This is a genomic window from Exiguobacterium sp. KRL4 (assembly GCF_001870785.1).
GTDB lineage: Bacteria > Bacillota > Bacilli > Exiguobacteriales > Exiguobacteriaceae > Exiguobacterium_A.
In genome coordinates, this window is sequence record NZ_MOLV01000011.1 from 100,660 (window position 1) to 115,000 (window position 14,341).

Sequence of the window (14,341 nt, forward strand, 5' to 3'; positions counted from 1 at the left end):
AAAAGTCCTTCCCCTTCCATTAGGGATGGAGCCTTCAAAGTCCTGCACAACGACAAAAAAGAGACCTGCTTCTGCTAGAAACAGGTCTCAAGACTTACAGATTATCCTTAAATCGTCCGTAACAGATTTGCCATCTCAATCGCTGAAACGGCCGCTTCATATCCTTTGTTGCCTGCCTTCGTCCCCGCCCGTTCAACAGCTTGTTCAATCGAATCGGTGGTCAGGACGCCGAAGATGATCGGTATGCCTGTCTCACGTGACGCAGTCGCAACACCTTTCGCGACTTCATTGCAGACATAATCATAATGCGACGTCGCCCCACGAATGACGGCACCAAGCGTGATGATCGCATCGTAGTTGCCGCTTTTCGCAAGCTTCTCCGCGACGAGCGGAATCTCAAACGCACCCGGCACCCACGCCGTATCGACCGCGTCGGCCGCGACACCATGTCGACGGAATGCGTCATTTGCGCCTCCGACTAATTTTGATGTGATCAATTCATTGAATCGTGCCGCGACGATTGCGACGCGTAGTCCCTCGCCTGTTAAAAATCCTTCGAATACCATGTTATTGTCCTCCTTGGATGTCGAGCAAGTGCCCGAGTTTCGTTTGTTTGGTTTGCAGATAATGTTTGTTTTCCGGAACCGGTGCGATTTCAAGCGGCACCCGTTCGAGTACTGTGATGCCGTATTGTTCAAGCGCTTGTTGCTTATCCGGGTTATTCGTCATCAAGCGGATCTTCGTCACACCTAAATCATGTAACATCGCGGCTGCGACTTTGTAGTCGCGTAAGTCCGTCGCATATCCGAGCGCGTGATTCGCTTCGACCGTATCGAGCCCCTGCTCCTGCAACTCATAGGCTTTGAGTTTCGCCATCAAGCCGATGCCCCGCCCTTCCTGTCGCAAATACAGGACGGCGCCTCCTTCTTGACCGATTCGTTCGAGGGCGGCGTCGAGTTGTGGTCCACAATCACAGCGTTTGGAGCCAAAGACGTCTCTCGTCAGACATTCCGAATGAAGCCGGACGAGCATGCCATCCTCTGCCTCACCGGACAAGACGGTGACGTGTTCCTTCGCATCCGGAGTCGTGTAACCAAGCATCCGAAATGCCCCATGATCCGCCGGCAGCAAGACGGCCGCTTCGCGTCGGACCGGACGTTCCAGGTAAGAAACAAGCGCGTCGATCGTAATCATCTTCAGTCCATGGACTTCTTTATACGTCAGCAAATCGTCAACACGTGCCATCGTCCCGTCCTCTAAGATGATTTCACAAATGACGGCCGCTTCTGCGCTTCCCGCGAGTCGTGCCAAGTCAACACCAGCTTCTGTATGACCACGCCGTTCGCGGACACCGCCTTCTTTTGCGATCAAGGGAAAGATATGCCCCGGTCGTTTGAATTGACCGGATCGATCCGTCAGCATCCGTTGGATCGTCAACGCGCGTTCCGCCGCACTGATACCGGTCTTCGCCTCTTCGTGGTCGATACTGATGGTAAAGGCTGTTCCATGCGGATCGGTATTGACGTCCGTCATCGGATTCAGTTCCAATCGTTTTGCCAGTTGCGGACTGACCGGTACACAGACAAGTCCTTTGCCGTAGGTGATCATGAAGTTGATTTGTTCCGGTGTCGCGTGTTCCGCGAGGAGAATCAAGTCGCCTTCATTCTCCCGATTTTCGTCGTCACAGACGATAATCGGACGTCCTTGTTTTAACTCTTCAATGGCTTCTTCTATGAGATCAAATCCGTTCATCCTGCTCCGCCTCCTAAAAATGCCGACCAATCCGTCTTTTGCTCCTGTTGCGTAAAGTGATACAGGTGTTTCGCCATTAAATCGCACTCGATATTGACGAGGGCTCCGCTTTGTAGCCGATCGAACGTCGTCACTTGTCGTGAGTGCGGAATCAATGAAATGGTCAGACTGTTCGTCTCGACATGTTGAATCGTCAGGCTCGTTCCGTTGATCGCAATTGACCCTTTCGGAATACAATATTTGCTCCAGTCGCCTGTCTCAAACCGATATTCCATCGCTTCACCGTCCGGTCGACGGCTTAACAGCCGGGCCGTCCCGTCAATATGACCACTAACGAAGTGACCGCCGAATCGTCCGTTTGCCGGCATCGCCCGTTCCAGTTGGACCGGTGTGCCGACACGCAATGTCTGAAGAGACGTCGCCCGAATCGTTTCGTGAACCGCATCCGCCGTAAATCCCGTCGCCGTCATCGCCGTGACCGTCAAACAAATGCCGTCGACCGCGATACTGTCACCGATTTTCGTTCCCTCAAGAATATGCCTCGCTTCGATTTCAAGCGCCAGACCGTTCGGACGCGGGACTTTCCGTTTAATCGTCCCGACTTCTTCAATCAATCCTGTGAACATGAGCCGTCTCCTTTCCGCGTATAGCTTAGATGCACATCCTGTCCAATTTTCGCGACATCCGTTAAATCGAACCGGTCTTCAATCTCGATCGGGCTCGTCAATCCAGTCGTACCTTGTAAGACCGACGGGGCTTGATAGATTTCAAGACGATCGACAAGGTCCGCTTCTAAAAACGCCGACTGAATCGTGGGTCCACCTTCAATCAATAAACTGCGGATACCTTGGTCATACAATGTGTCTAAAATCTGATTTGGTGTTACGTACGTACCGACGAGAACCGTGACGTTCGATTGAGCTGAGACACGTGGTTGTTCCGTCAGCCAGTACGTCGGATTCAAGCCGTCCCGAAAGACTTGGGCTGTTTCCGTCAACCGTCCGCGACGGTCGACGACGACCCGAATCGGTTCAGCTCCCGTTTCCGTGCGTAACGTCAACGCGGGATCATCGACTAAAATCGTCTCACTCCCGACTAAGATGGCGTCATGTGTTGCCCGCAGCCCACGTCCTGCAACTCGTGCCGCAACTGACGTAATAAAGCGTTGTTCACCTGTCGTCACGATCCCGTTTAAACTTTGAGCGACTTTCACGGTGACATTCGGTCGTTTTCGCTCGAGACTTTGCCAAAACGGTGTATAAAAACGAACTGCTTCGTCTTCCAGTAATCCGACTTCGACCGTCAGTCCGGCTTCGCGGAGACGCGTAATGCCCTGACCCGAAACGATTGCATGTCGATCTTCCGTTGCGACGAACACCCGCTTGATGCCGGCGGCTAAAATCGCCTCCGTACACGGCGGTGTCTTTCCGTGATGGTTGCACGGTTCGAGCGTGACGTAGAGATCGGCACCGCGCGCTGCTTCTCCCGCCATTTTCAACGCCTCGACTTCCGCATGCGGACCACCCGCAAACCGGTGCGCACCGAAGCCGATCACTTTTCCATGTTTCGTAATGACACAACCGACACTCGGATTCGGACTGGTTTGTCCGTCTAACATCTCTGCCAATTGCATCGCCTGATGCATTCTATTATTCATCGTTTCGCTCCTTTCAAAAGAAAAGACGCCGCTGCATTTGCAGGGCGTCATGATTGAAGGGTCACGAAAGAAACGTCTTGTTTTTCTGTTTAAAAGCATACAGAAATAGACCTTTTCCTGAACAGATTTTTTCAGAAAATGGTTTCAAGCACATTTTTTCGTTCTTCTCCCATCCGGACTTTACCGTCGGCCTTGGAGTCACACCAAGTCAGCCATAGTGCGTACACTATGGGTCGCGGGCTCGTCGATTCGGAAATCGCATCACCGCCGGTTGGGATTTTCACCCTACCCCGAAGAACTGGTTATTCAGTTGTACAGCTCAAGACTAGCACAGGTTATTTTAAAATACAAAAAAGAATTTGTTTTTACTTCCATTTCCGAAAAAAAGTATGTGCTATCCGACGGACTTCAAAAACATAATCCGTCGAACAGAAACATACTTTTCATTTTGTCTGTTACGCCAAATAGCCGTTTTTCCGGTCATGGAACTCTTGCTTGACCGTCCCGAGTAACTGTCCGTCCGTCAACAGACGTAACGCCGTCCGAGCCAGAATTTTTGCGCCGGTGATCAGGGCTTCGTCGCCTTGTTCCGACCGCGCCGCTTCCCGGAAACTTTCCGTGTGGGCGACCAAATCGTCCGCTCCAATCTTGATGTACGGATGGATCGTCGGCAGGACTTGGCTGATATTTCCGGCGTCCGTCGAGCCGAGTCCGGGACGTTCATCCGTCTTGACGTTTTCCCCAAGTGCAATCGCTTCTTCCCGGAAAATCTCGTCAAACGTCCGGTTGAACAGGAGATTGTCGACCTCATTTTGGAATGCGATGACCTCAAGCGTCGCCCCGGTCGCAAGCGCTGCCCCTTCGGCAACCGCTTTGACCTTCTTCGTCACGGCATTCAGCCGTTCGCGCGTCGTCGCCCGGATGAAGAAGCGGGCTTTGGCGTATTCTGGGATGATGTTCGGCGCGTCGCCGCCATCCGTGATGATGCCGTGAATCCGGACGTCGCTTGGCAATTGCTGGCGTAAGGCATTGATGCCGTTAAAGAGTTGGATGACGGCGTCGAGTGCATTGATGCCCTCTTCCGGTGACGCTGCCGCGTGAGCCGGCTTGCCGGTAAAGGCAAAATCGAGTGGATCGACGGCAAGCGAGGAACCGGTGATGCGCGTTTGTCCGGACGGATGGATCATCAGTGCCGCATCGATCCCCGTCAAGAGGTCGTGTTTGACAAAACTGCCTTTCGAACTGCCGTTTGGTCCACCTTCCTCTGCCGGTGTTCCGAGCACGACGACACTGCCCCCGACTTCATCGATGATTTTACTGAGTGCGATTGCCGCTGCGACACTCGTCGTGCCGATGATGTTGTGACCGCAGGCGTGACCAATCCCCGGCAACGCATCGTATTCGGCGAGGAAGGCAATCGTCGCCCCCGGTTTATCCGAAGTCTTTCGTGCCAGAAACGCCGTGTCGTGTCCCGCGACCCCGAGTTCAACTGTGAACCCTTCTGCCGTCAGACGTTCTGCATGATGGCGCGAGGCAAAATATTCCTCGTTCCCAATCTCGGGTGTCGCATGAATCCGGTGACTCGTCTCGAGATACGACTCGCGTTTTTGTTCGATGTCCTGTTCGATCGTTTGTGTTAGGTTTTCCCGTTTTGTCTGAACCGTCATTTGGGTCACGCTCCTTTGGGTTTTTAGTTATTCGCCGATGTCACTGAGTGGGACGAACGTCGGAATCGTGCTTCCTTTGTACTCTTTTTTGATGAAGGCCGCGACATCATCCTGTTGGTAGAGTGAAGCGATTTTCTTCAACGTCTTTTTGTCTTTGTCTTCCGTTCGTGTCGCGATGATATTGATGTACGGTTTCGCTGTTTCATTTTCATGGAGAATCGAGTCTTTGATCGGATTGAAGCCGGCATCAACGGCGATTCCGTTGTTGATGATTGAGGCGGATACATCCGGTAGGACACGTGGCGTCTGTCCGGCGACGACTGGAACAATCTTCAGCTTTTTCGGATTCTCGACGATTTTGTCGACGGATCCGTTCCCGTCAAAGTCCTCCGGCAGCTTGATTAGGCCTGCTTCCTGCAGCAACAGCAGTGCCCGTCCCATATTCGTCGCTTCATTCGGGACGGCAATCTTTCCACCGACCGGGATATCTTTGACGTCTTTGACTTTATCCGAATAGATCCCCATCGGTGCGATGACAGTCGTCGCAATCGGCGACAGCTTTAAGTCATGTTCTTTTTTAAAGGCATTGAAGTACGAAATTGTCTGGAACGAGTTGGCATCGATTTCGCCTTCTGCGAGTGCCAGGTTCGGTTGCACATAGTCGGAAAACTTGACGAGTTCAATCGTGATGCCCTCTTTTTCCGCTTTTTTCGCGACGTATTCCCAAACTTGCGTATCCGAACTGCTGACGCCGAGCTTGACCGTATTTTGATCCTCTTCACCGGACGCCGCACACCCTGCAAATAATACCGTCGTCAATGCTGCACCAATCGCTAATCCTTTTTTCATCCTTCATCTCTCCCTTATCTTCTCTATGTTTTTTTTAGTGTCTCCGAATTTTTCGTGCCAACAGGTTACCTGTCGTCTGTAACCCTTGCACCAAGATGACGAGAATCCCGACCGTGATGATCATGACGGTCGTATCAAACCGTTGGTAGCCGTAGGTGATGGCCAAGTCCCCGAGGCCTCCGCCGCCGATCGCCCCGGCCATCGCCGACGCCCCGATCAGTCCGATCGTCGCGATCGTCAAGTTCAGGACAAGCGAGCTGAGTGCTTCCGGCAACAGGAATCGGAAAATCGTCTGCAACGGTGTCGCGCCCATCGCTTCCGCCGCTTCTAAGACGCCCGTACTGACTTCGAGCAGTGAACTTTCAATCAATCGGGCGATGTACGGCGCCGCATAAAAGACCAGCGGGACGATTGCTGCTTGCGTCCCGATCGATGAACCGACAATCAGCCGCGTCAGCGGAATGATTGCGACAAGTAAGATGATGAACGGAACCGACCGGAAGATATTGACGATGCCGCTTAAGACATTGAAGAAAGGGATTTGTTCAAGCAACGCCCCTTTTCGTGTGACGACCAATAGAATTCCGAGCGGTAAACCAATCAAGGTTGAAAAGAGTAACGACAGACCAACCATCGTCAAGGTCTGCAGGAACGCGGTCCAAATATCCGTGTAGTTAACCAGCATCTGCGAGCACCTCCTCGACGTTGACATCTGACTGGTCAATGTATTGCAAGGCCCGACTGATTTCTGCCGTTTCACCAATCAGTTCGACGAGCAGACTGCCAAACGGGATGTTTTGCAGTTCCGTGATACTCCCGTGCAGGATGTTGACATCGACATCAAACCGTTTGGCGACTTGCGACAAGAGCGGCTGTCCGGTATGTGCTCCGAGAAAGTTGATTTTATAAATATGATGATTTGCTTCACGTCGTTCGATCAGTCGTTGCACCGACGCTGGAATCTCATCTTGCATGACGGACCGGACAAAGTTTTTCGCCGTCGCCGTCTGGGGATTCGAAAAGACGTCGAACACGGTACCCGATTCAATCAACTTGCCGGCTTCGATGACCGCGACCCGGTCACAAATCTCACGGATGACGCCCATCTCGTGTGTAATCAATAAAATCGTGATGCCATATTCCGCGTTGATCTGTTTCAGTAACCGAAGGATATGTTGTGTCGTCTGCGGGTCAAGCGCTGATGTCGCTTCGTCACACAACAGAATCGACGGCTGGATCGCGAGTGCTCGCGCTATTCCGACCCGTTGTTTCTGCCCTCCCGATAACTGATCCGGATAATGATCGGCTTTGTCCGCTAAGTCGACGAACGTCAGCAGCTCGGTGACGCGCCGGTGGACTTCTTCTTTTTTGACGCCTTGTAAGACCAGTGGTTTTGCGACATTCGCAAAGACCGTATTCGAATCAAGTAAGTTGAAATGTTGGAAAATCATCCCGATGTTTTGTTTCGCTTCCCGTAGTTGTTTCGCCGAAAGTGTCGTCAGTTCTTGCCCGTCGACCGTCACGCTGCCGGATGTTGGACGTTCAAGAAGATTGACACACCGTAATAAAGAACTTTTTCCAGCCCCGCTGAACCCAATCACGCCAAAGATTTCACCTTTTCGGATTTCGAGATCGACACCGTTTAAGGCAGCGATTGACTGATCTTGTGTCTGATAGATTTTTTTTACATTTTTGAATGTAATCACCACGTTTCCCCCCTTAAAAATACAAAAAGGCCTCTTCTTAAGAAACAAGAAGAGACCTGGATCCGCACAAAGGCAGAATCCACTCGACTCATCTCTCAGACAATCGTCTGATGGAATTGGCACAGTGCTCATAATGAGTCTGTTGCCGAGGTTTCGTAGGGCCAGTCCCTCCACCTCTCTGGATAAGTGTTGCGGTATGATATTCATATGTGTGTTGTTGCTGTTCAAACTTATGTCGTAAAACTAATTTTTACATTACAGAAAGATCTTTTAAAGGTCAACCATATTTTCAAAAATAAACCATATGACCCATATCGATTGGTTTCCCGGGTTGGGCTTCATCATAGAAAAGTTCTTGTCGCCGGTCAAGGACCGTTTGACAATCCTTTTCCGTCAGTGCTATCATCTTCTCAATGATTAATCCGACAATTCCTATATGTTATATCAAGAGTGGACGAGAGACCTGGCTCTAGGACTCCACGGCAACCTGCGATTTGCAAGGTGCTCCGACCAGCAAAGCAACCGCTTTGGATGATACACACGAGAAACTCGTTTGCCGTCCAAAGCCAAACGGGTTTTTATTTTGAAATGGAGGATGAGATGATGAGTATGAGTTATCCTGTTTTACCGGGCGCCGAAGCCTTTTTCTTGGAACGTGGATCAGTCGGCATTTTGCTGTGTCACGGCTTTAATGCGACACCACAAAGTGTTCGGGCTGTAGGAGAACGCTTCGCAGAACACGGTTTTTCCGTCTATGCCCCCCGTCTGCATGGGCATGGGACAGATGTACGTGACTTTGAAACGGCGACGGCCGAAGACTGGAAACAAAGTGTCCGTGAGGGCTTTGCTCAACTGTCCCGCCAGTGCGAATCCATCTTCATCGTCGGTCAATCGATGGGCGCGACGCTTGCGCTGGCTCTCGCTGCCGAAGGTCTTCCGGTCGCAGGAATCATCACGATCAATGCTGCTTTATCCGTACCCGCTTACGAAGCGTTATCATTTACGGATTGTCCGGTTTATCTGCCGGAAAGCCCACCCGATATCAAACAAACCGCTTTTGAAATCATCTATGATGTTGTGCCTGCGGTCTCTGCGTCCGAACTTTTACGCTTGATTCGCGAAACCATTCCAACCCTTCCCGCCATTCAAATTCCGGCGCTTATTTTATATTCTGCTGAAGATCATGTCGTCCCACCGACCTGTTCGGATTACCTGCACCGGACGATTGGTTCGACGGATAAACGCAGTTATTGTCTACTCGATTCCTATCACGTCGCGACACTCGACCATGACCAAGAGACGATTATCCGCGAAACGGCTTATTTCGTCGAGCAGTACAGTCAGTTGACACGGACCGGTTGATGTTCAAAAAAAAAACGAATGATTTCAGGCAGTGAGGCCAGAGAATCGTTCGCTTTTTCATATCGTGTACTCTTAATTTTGCTGTTGTTTTTTCCATTCCTGCAACGGTTGTGGTTTACCCGGGACTTGATGACAATGACGGCAACGTGGTTCATAGGATTCAGAAGCCCCGACTAAGATGATCGGATCATTGTAGTTGGCCGGTTGCCCGTCAATCAGGCGTTGGGTCCGGGAAGCCGGATCGCCACACGATAAACAAATCGCCTGTAATTTCGTCACGAACTCCGCACGTGCCAATAATTCAGGCATCTTCCCAAATGGTTCTGCCCGGAAATCCTGATCGAGCCCCGCACAAATCACACGTTTTCCGTCTTGCGCCAGTGCCTCGATGACCGCGACGATTTCATCGTCAAAAAATTGAACTTCATCAATTGCAACAACTTGCGTCTCTTCTGCTACCGCCGCGTACACGTCACGGCTTGTCGCCATCGGAATCGCGATGACCGAATTGCCACCATGCGACACGACATGTTCTTCGTGGTACCGGTCATCAATCGCCGGTTTAAAGACCTGAACCGGTAACTTTCCGTACTGTGCCCGTCTGACACGACGAATCAACTCTTCTGATTTTCCGGAAAACATACTCCCGCAAATCACTTCGATCCAACCATATTGATTGATCACATGCATCATCGAAAACACCGTCCTCTAAATTAGTCACTTTAACGAGTATAGCCCGAATCTAAATTGAGAAAAAGAGTTGACTTCTCAAAATCAAAAACCTATTTCCGATTTCCCTTATTCTTCATCTTGTCATTTCAACTGGTATCTCTTTCCTGTACAATAAAAGAGAAGTTTCTTTGAAGGAAGGTGACTCCGATTCATCACATGCTACATGAAGTCCTCCATCAATATGGAGCGTTCGGACTCGCCATTCTACTCGCTGGTGGTATCGTCGGGTTACCTGTTCCTGATGAGACGTTACTCGTCATGTCTGGTTTCTGGATGCATCGCGGTGATTTACCACTGATCGGGACGATTCTCGCAGCCTATGCTGGAAGTTGTATCGGCATGACGATCAGCTATTTGTTAGGTCTGAAACTTGGTATGCCGTTGCTACACCGGGTTGCCCCGAAATTACGAATTTCCGAAAAACATATCTTTCAAGCAGAAGCCGGATTTTTACGTTATGGAAAATCCGTTTTAATCATCGGCTATTACATACCCGGATTACGTCAGCTGTCCGCTTTTTTTGCCGGTGTCTCGAAGATGCCGTTTCAAGTTTTCGCGACCTATGCTTATACAGGAGCTTTGATCTGGATCAGTCTCTTTTTAGGAGCCGGTTATTTCCTGGGTCGTCACTTTTCCTTCGGTTTGCTGTTCGAACATTTTGCGAACAATCCGGATACGCTTCCGTACCTCGTTGGTGCCGCTGGAGCGATTGGGTTATCGTTTGTCTTGAAAACGTATTTAGCTTATCGCGCTAAGTTCAGCCTATACAAAAACAGCCTGCTCCAGTGATGGAGACAGGCTGTTTTTTAATACAGAAGTCGCAATTACTTGCGGCCGTATTTTTTGTTGAAGCGATCGACACGACCGTCTGCAGCGTTGAACTTTTGACGACCAGTGTAGAATGGGTGCGAGTCCGAAGACACATCCACGCGGATGAGTGGGTACTCGTTTCCATCTTCCCAAGTGATTGTCTCGTTCGAAGAACGTGTAGAACCAGTCAAGAATTTGTACTCAGTAGTTGAATCCATAAACACAACTTTGTTGTATTTTGGGTGAATTCCTTGTTTCATGGTTGTTTTCTCTCCTTCCGCCCTGGTTCATTTGCTGAGCCAGAGTAAGTTACCTTCCTATACTAAACGATTTTTTGACGACTCGCAATACCTATTTTCATGTCATTGTGTCTGTTTTCGTCACACGCGGTTTGACAGGCGCACGTCGGACCGGTTTCTTCTTTTCTTTGTTCAGTTCCACAAAAAATTCTTCATTGTTTTTTGTATCACGAATCTTCCGTAAGAAGCTGTCGACAAACTCATTTGACTCGTTCATCGTCCGGCGAATCGTCCACAAGGCATCAAGCTGATCTTGCGGTAACAGCAACTCTTCTTTCCGTGTTCCCGACTTCCGGATATCGATTGCCGGGAAAATCCGGCGCTCGGATAGTTTCCGGTCCAGATGGAGCTCCATGTTGCCGGTCCCTTTAAACTCTTCATAGATGACATCATCCATGCGTGAGCCCGTCTCGACCAGTGCCGTTGCAAGAATCGTCAAACTGCCACCATGCTCAATGTTACGCGCGGCACCGAAAAAGCGTTTTGGTTTATGGAAAGCAGCAGGATCGATCCCACCCGATAACGTCCGGCCGCTTTGCGGGACGGTTAAGTTATAGGCACGCGTCAAACGTGTGATGGAGTCCATTAAGATGACGACGTCTTTTTTATGTTCCACAAGACGCATCGCTCGTTCGAGTACGAGTTCTGAAATCCGAACGTGATTGTCCGGTGTTTCGTCAAACGTCGAACTGACGACGTCTGCTCCCGGTACGGACCGCTCGATGTCCGTCACTTCTTCCGGTCTTTCATCGATTAAAAGAACAATCAGCTCGACGTCCGGATGATTAACTTGAATCGAATTGGCGATTTCTTTTAATAGAGATGTCTTACCTGCTTTAGGCGGCGCGACAATCAATCCCCGTTGTCCAAATCCAACCGGCGCGATCATATCCATGACACGAACGGACAGATGACGTGGTTCGGTTTCGAGTCGCATCAGACGATCCGGATAGATCGGTGTCAATGCCGGGAAAAACAACCGATTTCGTGCCGTATCCGGTGCTTCTCCATTAACAGCTTCCACACTTAATAGACCTTGGAACCGCTCATTTTCTTTTGGCGGACGAACTTTTCCGGTCACGACGTCTCCATTACGGAGGTTAAAACGGCGAATTTGTGAGGCTGCAATGTAGATGTCTTCAGAGGATTGCGAATAGTTGATAGGACGAAGGAAGCCGAAGCCACCGTCATTTTGCATCTGTGGGTTACCGGGGATGACTTCTAATACCCCTTCGAGGAAATAAAGGCCAGTCGATTCCGCTTGCGCTTTCAGAATCTTGAACATCAGTTCACGTTTACGGGCTTCTCGGTACTGCGGCACATTTTTCGTTTTTGCGATTTCATATAAGTCTTTTAATGTCAGGTTACTCAGTTGAGCAAGTGTATAGGAACGTTCTGGTTTGTCGGTTTTTTCAGTTGGCATATGCATTCACCTATTCTTCATATAAATTCAGTTGCAAAGATCTCGCTGTTTATTTTACAAATGTAGCTTAATAATTTCTTTGTGCATTAAAGGTATCACATTTGCACCTCTTTCGTCGTGATTTAAAGAATGGGAATTTCTTCTTTGTAATATTCGAGCATATTATTGCAGTTATGTTACAAAAACGTCATGTTTTGTAGCGGAACTGAAAAAACGTTTTCATGTCTCCGCATGCTAAGATAATCGTGCAGAGAAAAACTTACACAGTTGTAAGGAAAACTGCTTAAACAAACACTTAATGAGATTGATCATATAACCCGGTTTTCAAAACTACTTTAAAATGACATGGAGGATTTCACATATGAAACGTTTTCTAGCATCGGTCGCGACAGCAGCATTAGTGGTTTCAGGATTTGCAACAGTGGGAACAGATAAGGTTGAGGCTGCTTCTACAGTAACGAAAGTCAAGATCACAGACAGCGGATTACGTGTTCGTACAGCTCCTTCTACAAAAGCAAGTATCGTCGGTAAAGTAAACGCAGGCCAATCATTTACATACAAAGGTAAATCAGGCAGCTGGACAAAAATTTCATACGGCGGAAAAACACGTTATGTGTCTACGCAGTACACGAAAACATACAAAGCTTCTACTGCAACAGCTAAAAAATCAACGACTTCGTCATCAACACGGACACGCCTTCTAAGCGAAGCAGCAAAACATAAAGGAACTCCTTATGTTTGGGGCGGAACAACGACTCGTGGATTTGACTGCTCTGGTTTTACAAGCTATGTTTACAAGCAAGCAGCAGGGAAAACATTACCACGTACGTCTTCTTCACAATACGCATCGTCTAAAAAAGTCAGTGTTTCAAACGTTCAACCAGGAGATCTTGTTTTCTTCTCACACGGTAACGGCATTCAACACGTCGGTATGGCGACAAACAAAACAAGTATGGTCAACTCGGAAACGGGTGGCGTTAAATACTCTAGCTTCAAATCAGGGTACTGGGGTTCACGCCTTGTCGGCGCGGGTTCATACCTTTAATTCACAAATGACCAAGCGGTTGAGCATCGGCTCGATCGCTTTTTTTCTATCCCATTTAAAAAGGAGGACGTATCATGAACGTATTGATCACCGGCGCTTCTGCCGGAATTGGGCGGGAACTAGCTTATCTCCATGCAAAACAAGGACACCACCTGTTACTCGTCGGACGAAACGTCGAACAGCTGTTTGAAACCAAACACTTCGTCGAACAACGCGGTGGTTCGGCAACAGTCTTTCCATATGACATTGGTCAAATACTTCATATCCAAGCCTTGTTACGGGCTACCGAACACATCCAAGTCGACATCTTGATCAATAATGCAGGATTTGGGCTTTACGGTGAATTTCTCGAAACGGATCTCTCGCGTGAATTGAACATGATCGATGTTAATATTCGTGCGCTGACGTATCTCACTAAAGCATTCGCCCAGCGGATGACAACACAAGGCGGAGGTCGCATCATTCAGATTGCTTCAACGTCCTCTTTTCATGGTGGTCCTTTGATGACTGTCTATTATGCGACAAAAGCTTATGTCCTCAGTTTTTCGGAAGCATTGGCGGACGAGCTCGCCCCGTACAATATTCAAGTGACGGCCGTTTGTCCGGGTGCCACCCATACTGATTTCGCTGCGACAGCGGATCTTGCGACGTCCGGACTGTTTAAACGACCGGGAATCATGGACGCACCAACCGTTGCTCAGCTGTCGTTTACTGGGTATATGCAAGGAAAAACGCTTGTCATACCGGGTCGAAGTAACGCCATTTACGTCTTCATGACCCGTTTCTTCTCCCGCCGGAAACTGGTTCAAATGACACATCAGCTGCAAGCTCCGACACGTGACGCTCTCGAATAAATCTTGTTCCTGTACTCGCTTTCCTCAGGCGAAACACGAGCCCATAGATGTCAACTTAGCTAAAATCGAGTAGATAATGATCTGATTTTTTTATCACTGATGGGTATTCATCAGTATGATTGACGGAAAAAAATAATTAAAAGCACAACAAAAAAAAACAACGACAGAAAGCAACTGAACTGAAA

At 49.2% G+C, this 14,341-nt stretch carries 15 protein-coding genes and 3 riboswitches; of the genes, 4 read left to right on the plus strand and 11 right to left on the minus strand.

The features are described 5' to 3' along the window. Positions 1–107: 107 nt before the first annotated feature. The 8 genes from ribH to BLD48_RS09085 all read right to left on the minus strand — a co-directional run bounded on the left by ribH (position 108) and on the right by BLD48_RS09085 (position 7,631). On the minus strand, positions 108–566 hold the full coding sequence (gene ribH / locus BLD48_RS09050; protein WP_071499926.1) for a 6,7-dimethyl-8-ribityllumazine synthase: 459 nt from the start codon (positions 564–566) through the stop codon (positions 108–110). Between the two features lies 1 nt (position 567). Continuing rightward, positions 568–1,752, minus strand: coding sequence for a bifunctional 3,4-dihydroxy-2-butanone-4-phosphate synthase/GTP cyclohydrolase II (locus BLD48_RS09055; protein ID WP_071499927.1), 1,185 nt, complete (start codon positions 1,750–1,752; stop codon positions 568–570). Further along, positions 1,749–2,378, minus strand: a complete 630-nt coding sequence (ribE, locus tag BLD48_RS09060) for a riboflavin synthase (RefSeq protein WP_014971434.1) — start codon at positions 2,376–2,378, stop codon at positions 1,749–1,751. Before ribE ends, BLD48_RS09055 begins: the two co-directional genes overlap by 4 nt. Beyond that, complete coding sequence (ribD, locus tag BLD48_RS09065; protein WP_071499928.1) at positions 2,363–3,409, minus strand: bifunctional diaminohydroxyphosphoribosylaminopyrimidine deaminase/5-amino-6-(5-phosphoribosylamino)uracil reductase RibD; 1,047 nt, start codon at positions 3,407–3,409, stop codon at positions 2,363–2,365. The genes ribE and ribD overlap by 16 nt, the downstream gene beginning before the upstream one ends. A 157-nt stretch (positions 3,410–3,566) precedes the next feature. Further along, positions 3,567–3,711: riboswitch (FMN riboswitch) on the minus strand. 153 nt (positions 3,712–3,864) lie between these two features. Then, complete coding sequence (locus tag BLD48_RS09070; RefSeq protein WP_071499929.1) at positions 3,865–5,076, minus strand: M20 family metallopeptidase; 1,212 nt, start codon at positions 5,074–5,076, stop codon at positions 3,865–3,867. Positions 5,077–5,103: 27 nt separating this feature from the next. After that, the gene (locus BLD48_RS09075; protein ID WP_071499930.1) at positions 5,104–5,925 is read right to left on the minus strand and encodes a MetQ/NlpA family ABC transporter substrate-binding protein; all 822 of its coding nucleotides are present in this window, start codon (positions 5,923–5,925) and stop codon (positions 5,104–5,106) included. A gap of 34 nt (positions 5,926–5,959) precedes the next feature. Continuing rightward, entirely contained in the window at positions 5,960–6,610 is a 651-nt protein-coding gene (locus BLD48_RS09080; protein ID WP_071499931.1) for a methionine ABC transporter permease, read from the minus strand. Further along, positions 6,600–7,631 (minus strand): methionine ABC transporter ATP-binding protein, encoded by a 1,032-nt coding sequence (locus tag BLD48_RS09085; protein WP_071499932.1) that lies wholly within the window; start codon positions 7,629–7,631, stop codon positions 6,600–6,602. The genes BLD48_RS09080 and BLD48_RS09085 overlap by 11 nt, the downstream gene beginning before the upstream one ends. Positions 7,632–7,716: 85 nt before the next feature. Next, positions 7,717–7,820, minus strand: a riboswitch (SAM riboswitch). A gap of 249 nt (positions 7,821–8,069) precedes the next feature. Continuing rightward, a riboswitch (SAM riboswitch) is annotated at positions 8,070–8,172 on the plus strand. Here BLD48_RS09085 and BLD48_RS09090 point away from each other — a divergent pair. Further along, positions 8,163–8,993 (plus strand): alpha/beta hydrolase, encoded by an 831-nt coding sequence (locus BLD48_RS09090; protein ID WP_236629979.1) that lies wholly within the window; start codon positions 8,163–8,165, stop codon positions 8,991–8,993. It overlaps the preceding riboswitch by 10 nt. Positions 8,994–9,065: 72 nt before the next feature. Here BLD48_RS09090 and BLD48_RS09095 read toward each other — a convergent pair whose 3' ends face one another. Beyond that, the gene (locus tag BLD48_RS09095) at positions 9,066–9,686 is read right to left on the minus strand and encodes a thymidine kinase (protein WP_083412285.1); all 621 of its coding nucleotides are present in this window, start codon (positions 9,684–9,686) and stop codon (positions 9,066–9,068) included. A gap of 195 nt (positions 9,687–9,881) precedes the next feature. On the opposite strand from BLD48_RS09095, the gene BLD48_RS09100 reads away from it, so the two are divergent. Further along, a complete protein-coding gene (locus BLD48_RS09100) occupies positions 9,882–10,514 on the plus strand; it encodes a DedA family protein (RefSeq protein WP_071499934.1) in 633 nt (210 codons plus the stop codon). A gap of 35 nt (positions 10,515–10,549) precedes the next feature. Here the strand turns inward: BLD48_RS09100 and BLD48_RS09105 are convergent, their stop codons facing one another. Together BLD48_RS09105 and rho are read right to left on the minus strand one after the other, a co-directional pair. After that, entirely contained in the window at positions 10,550–10,795 is a 246-nt protein-coding gene (locus BLD48_RS09105) for a type B 50S ribosomal protein L31 (protein ID WP_026830296.1), read from the minus strand. A 97-nt stretch (positions 10,796–10,892) separates the two neighbouring features. Next, complete coding sequence (rho, locus tag BLD48_RS09110) at positions 10,893–12,257, minus strand: transcription termination factor Rho (protein WP_071499935.1); 1,365 nt, start codon at positions 12,255–12,257, stop codon at positions 10,893–10,895. 361 nt (positions 12,258–12,618) lie between these two features. On the opposite strand from rho, the gene BLD48_RS09115 reads away from it, so the two are divergent. Then, positions 12,619–13,302: a C40 family peptidase gene (locus tag BLD48_RS09115; protein WP_071499936.1), complete on the plus strand. Its 684-nt coding sequence runs from the start codon at positions 12,619–12,621 to the stop codon at positions 13,300–13,302. Between the two features lie 74 nt (positions 13,303–13,376). After that, positions 13,377–14,156 (plus strand): SDR family NAD(P)-dependent oxidoreductase, encoded by a 780-nt coding sequence (locus tag BLD48_RS09120; protein ID WP_071499937.1) that lies wholly within the window; start codon positions 13,377–13,379, stop codon positions 14,154–14,156. The last annotated feature ends 185 nt before the right edge of the window (positions 14,157–14,341 follow it).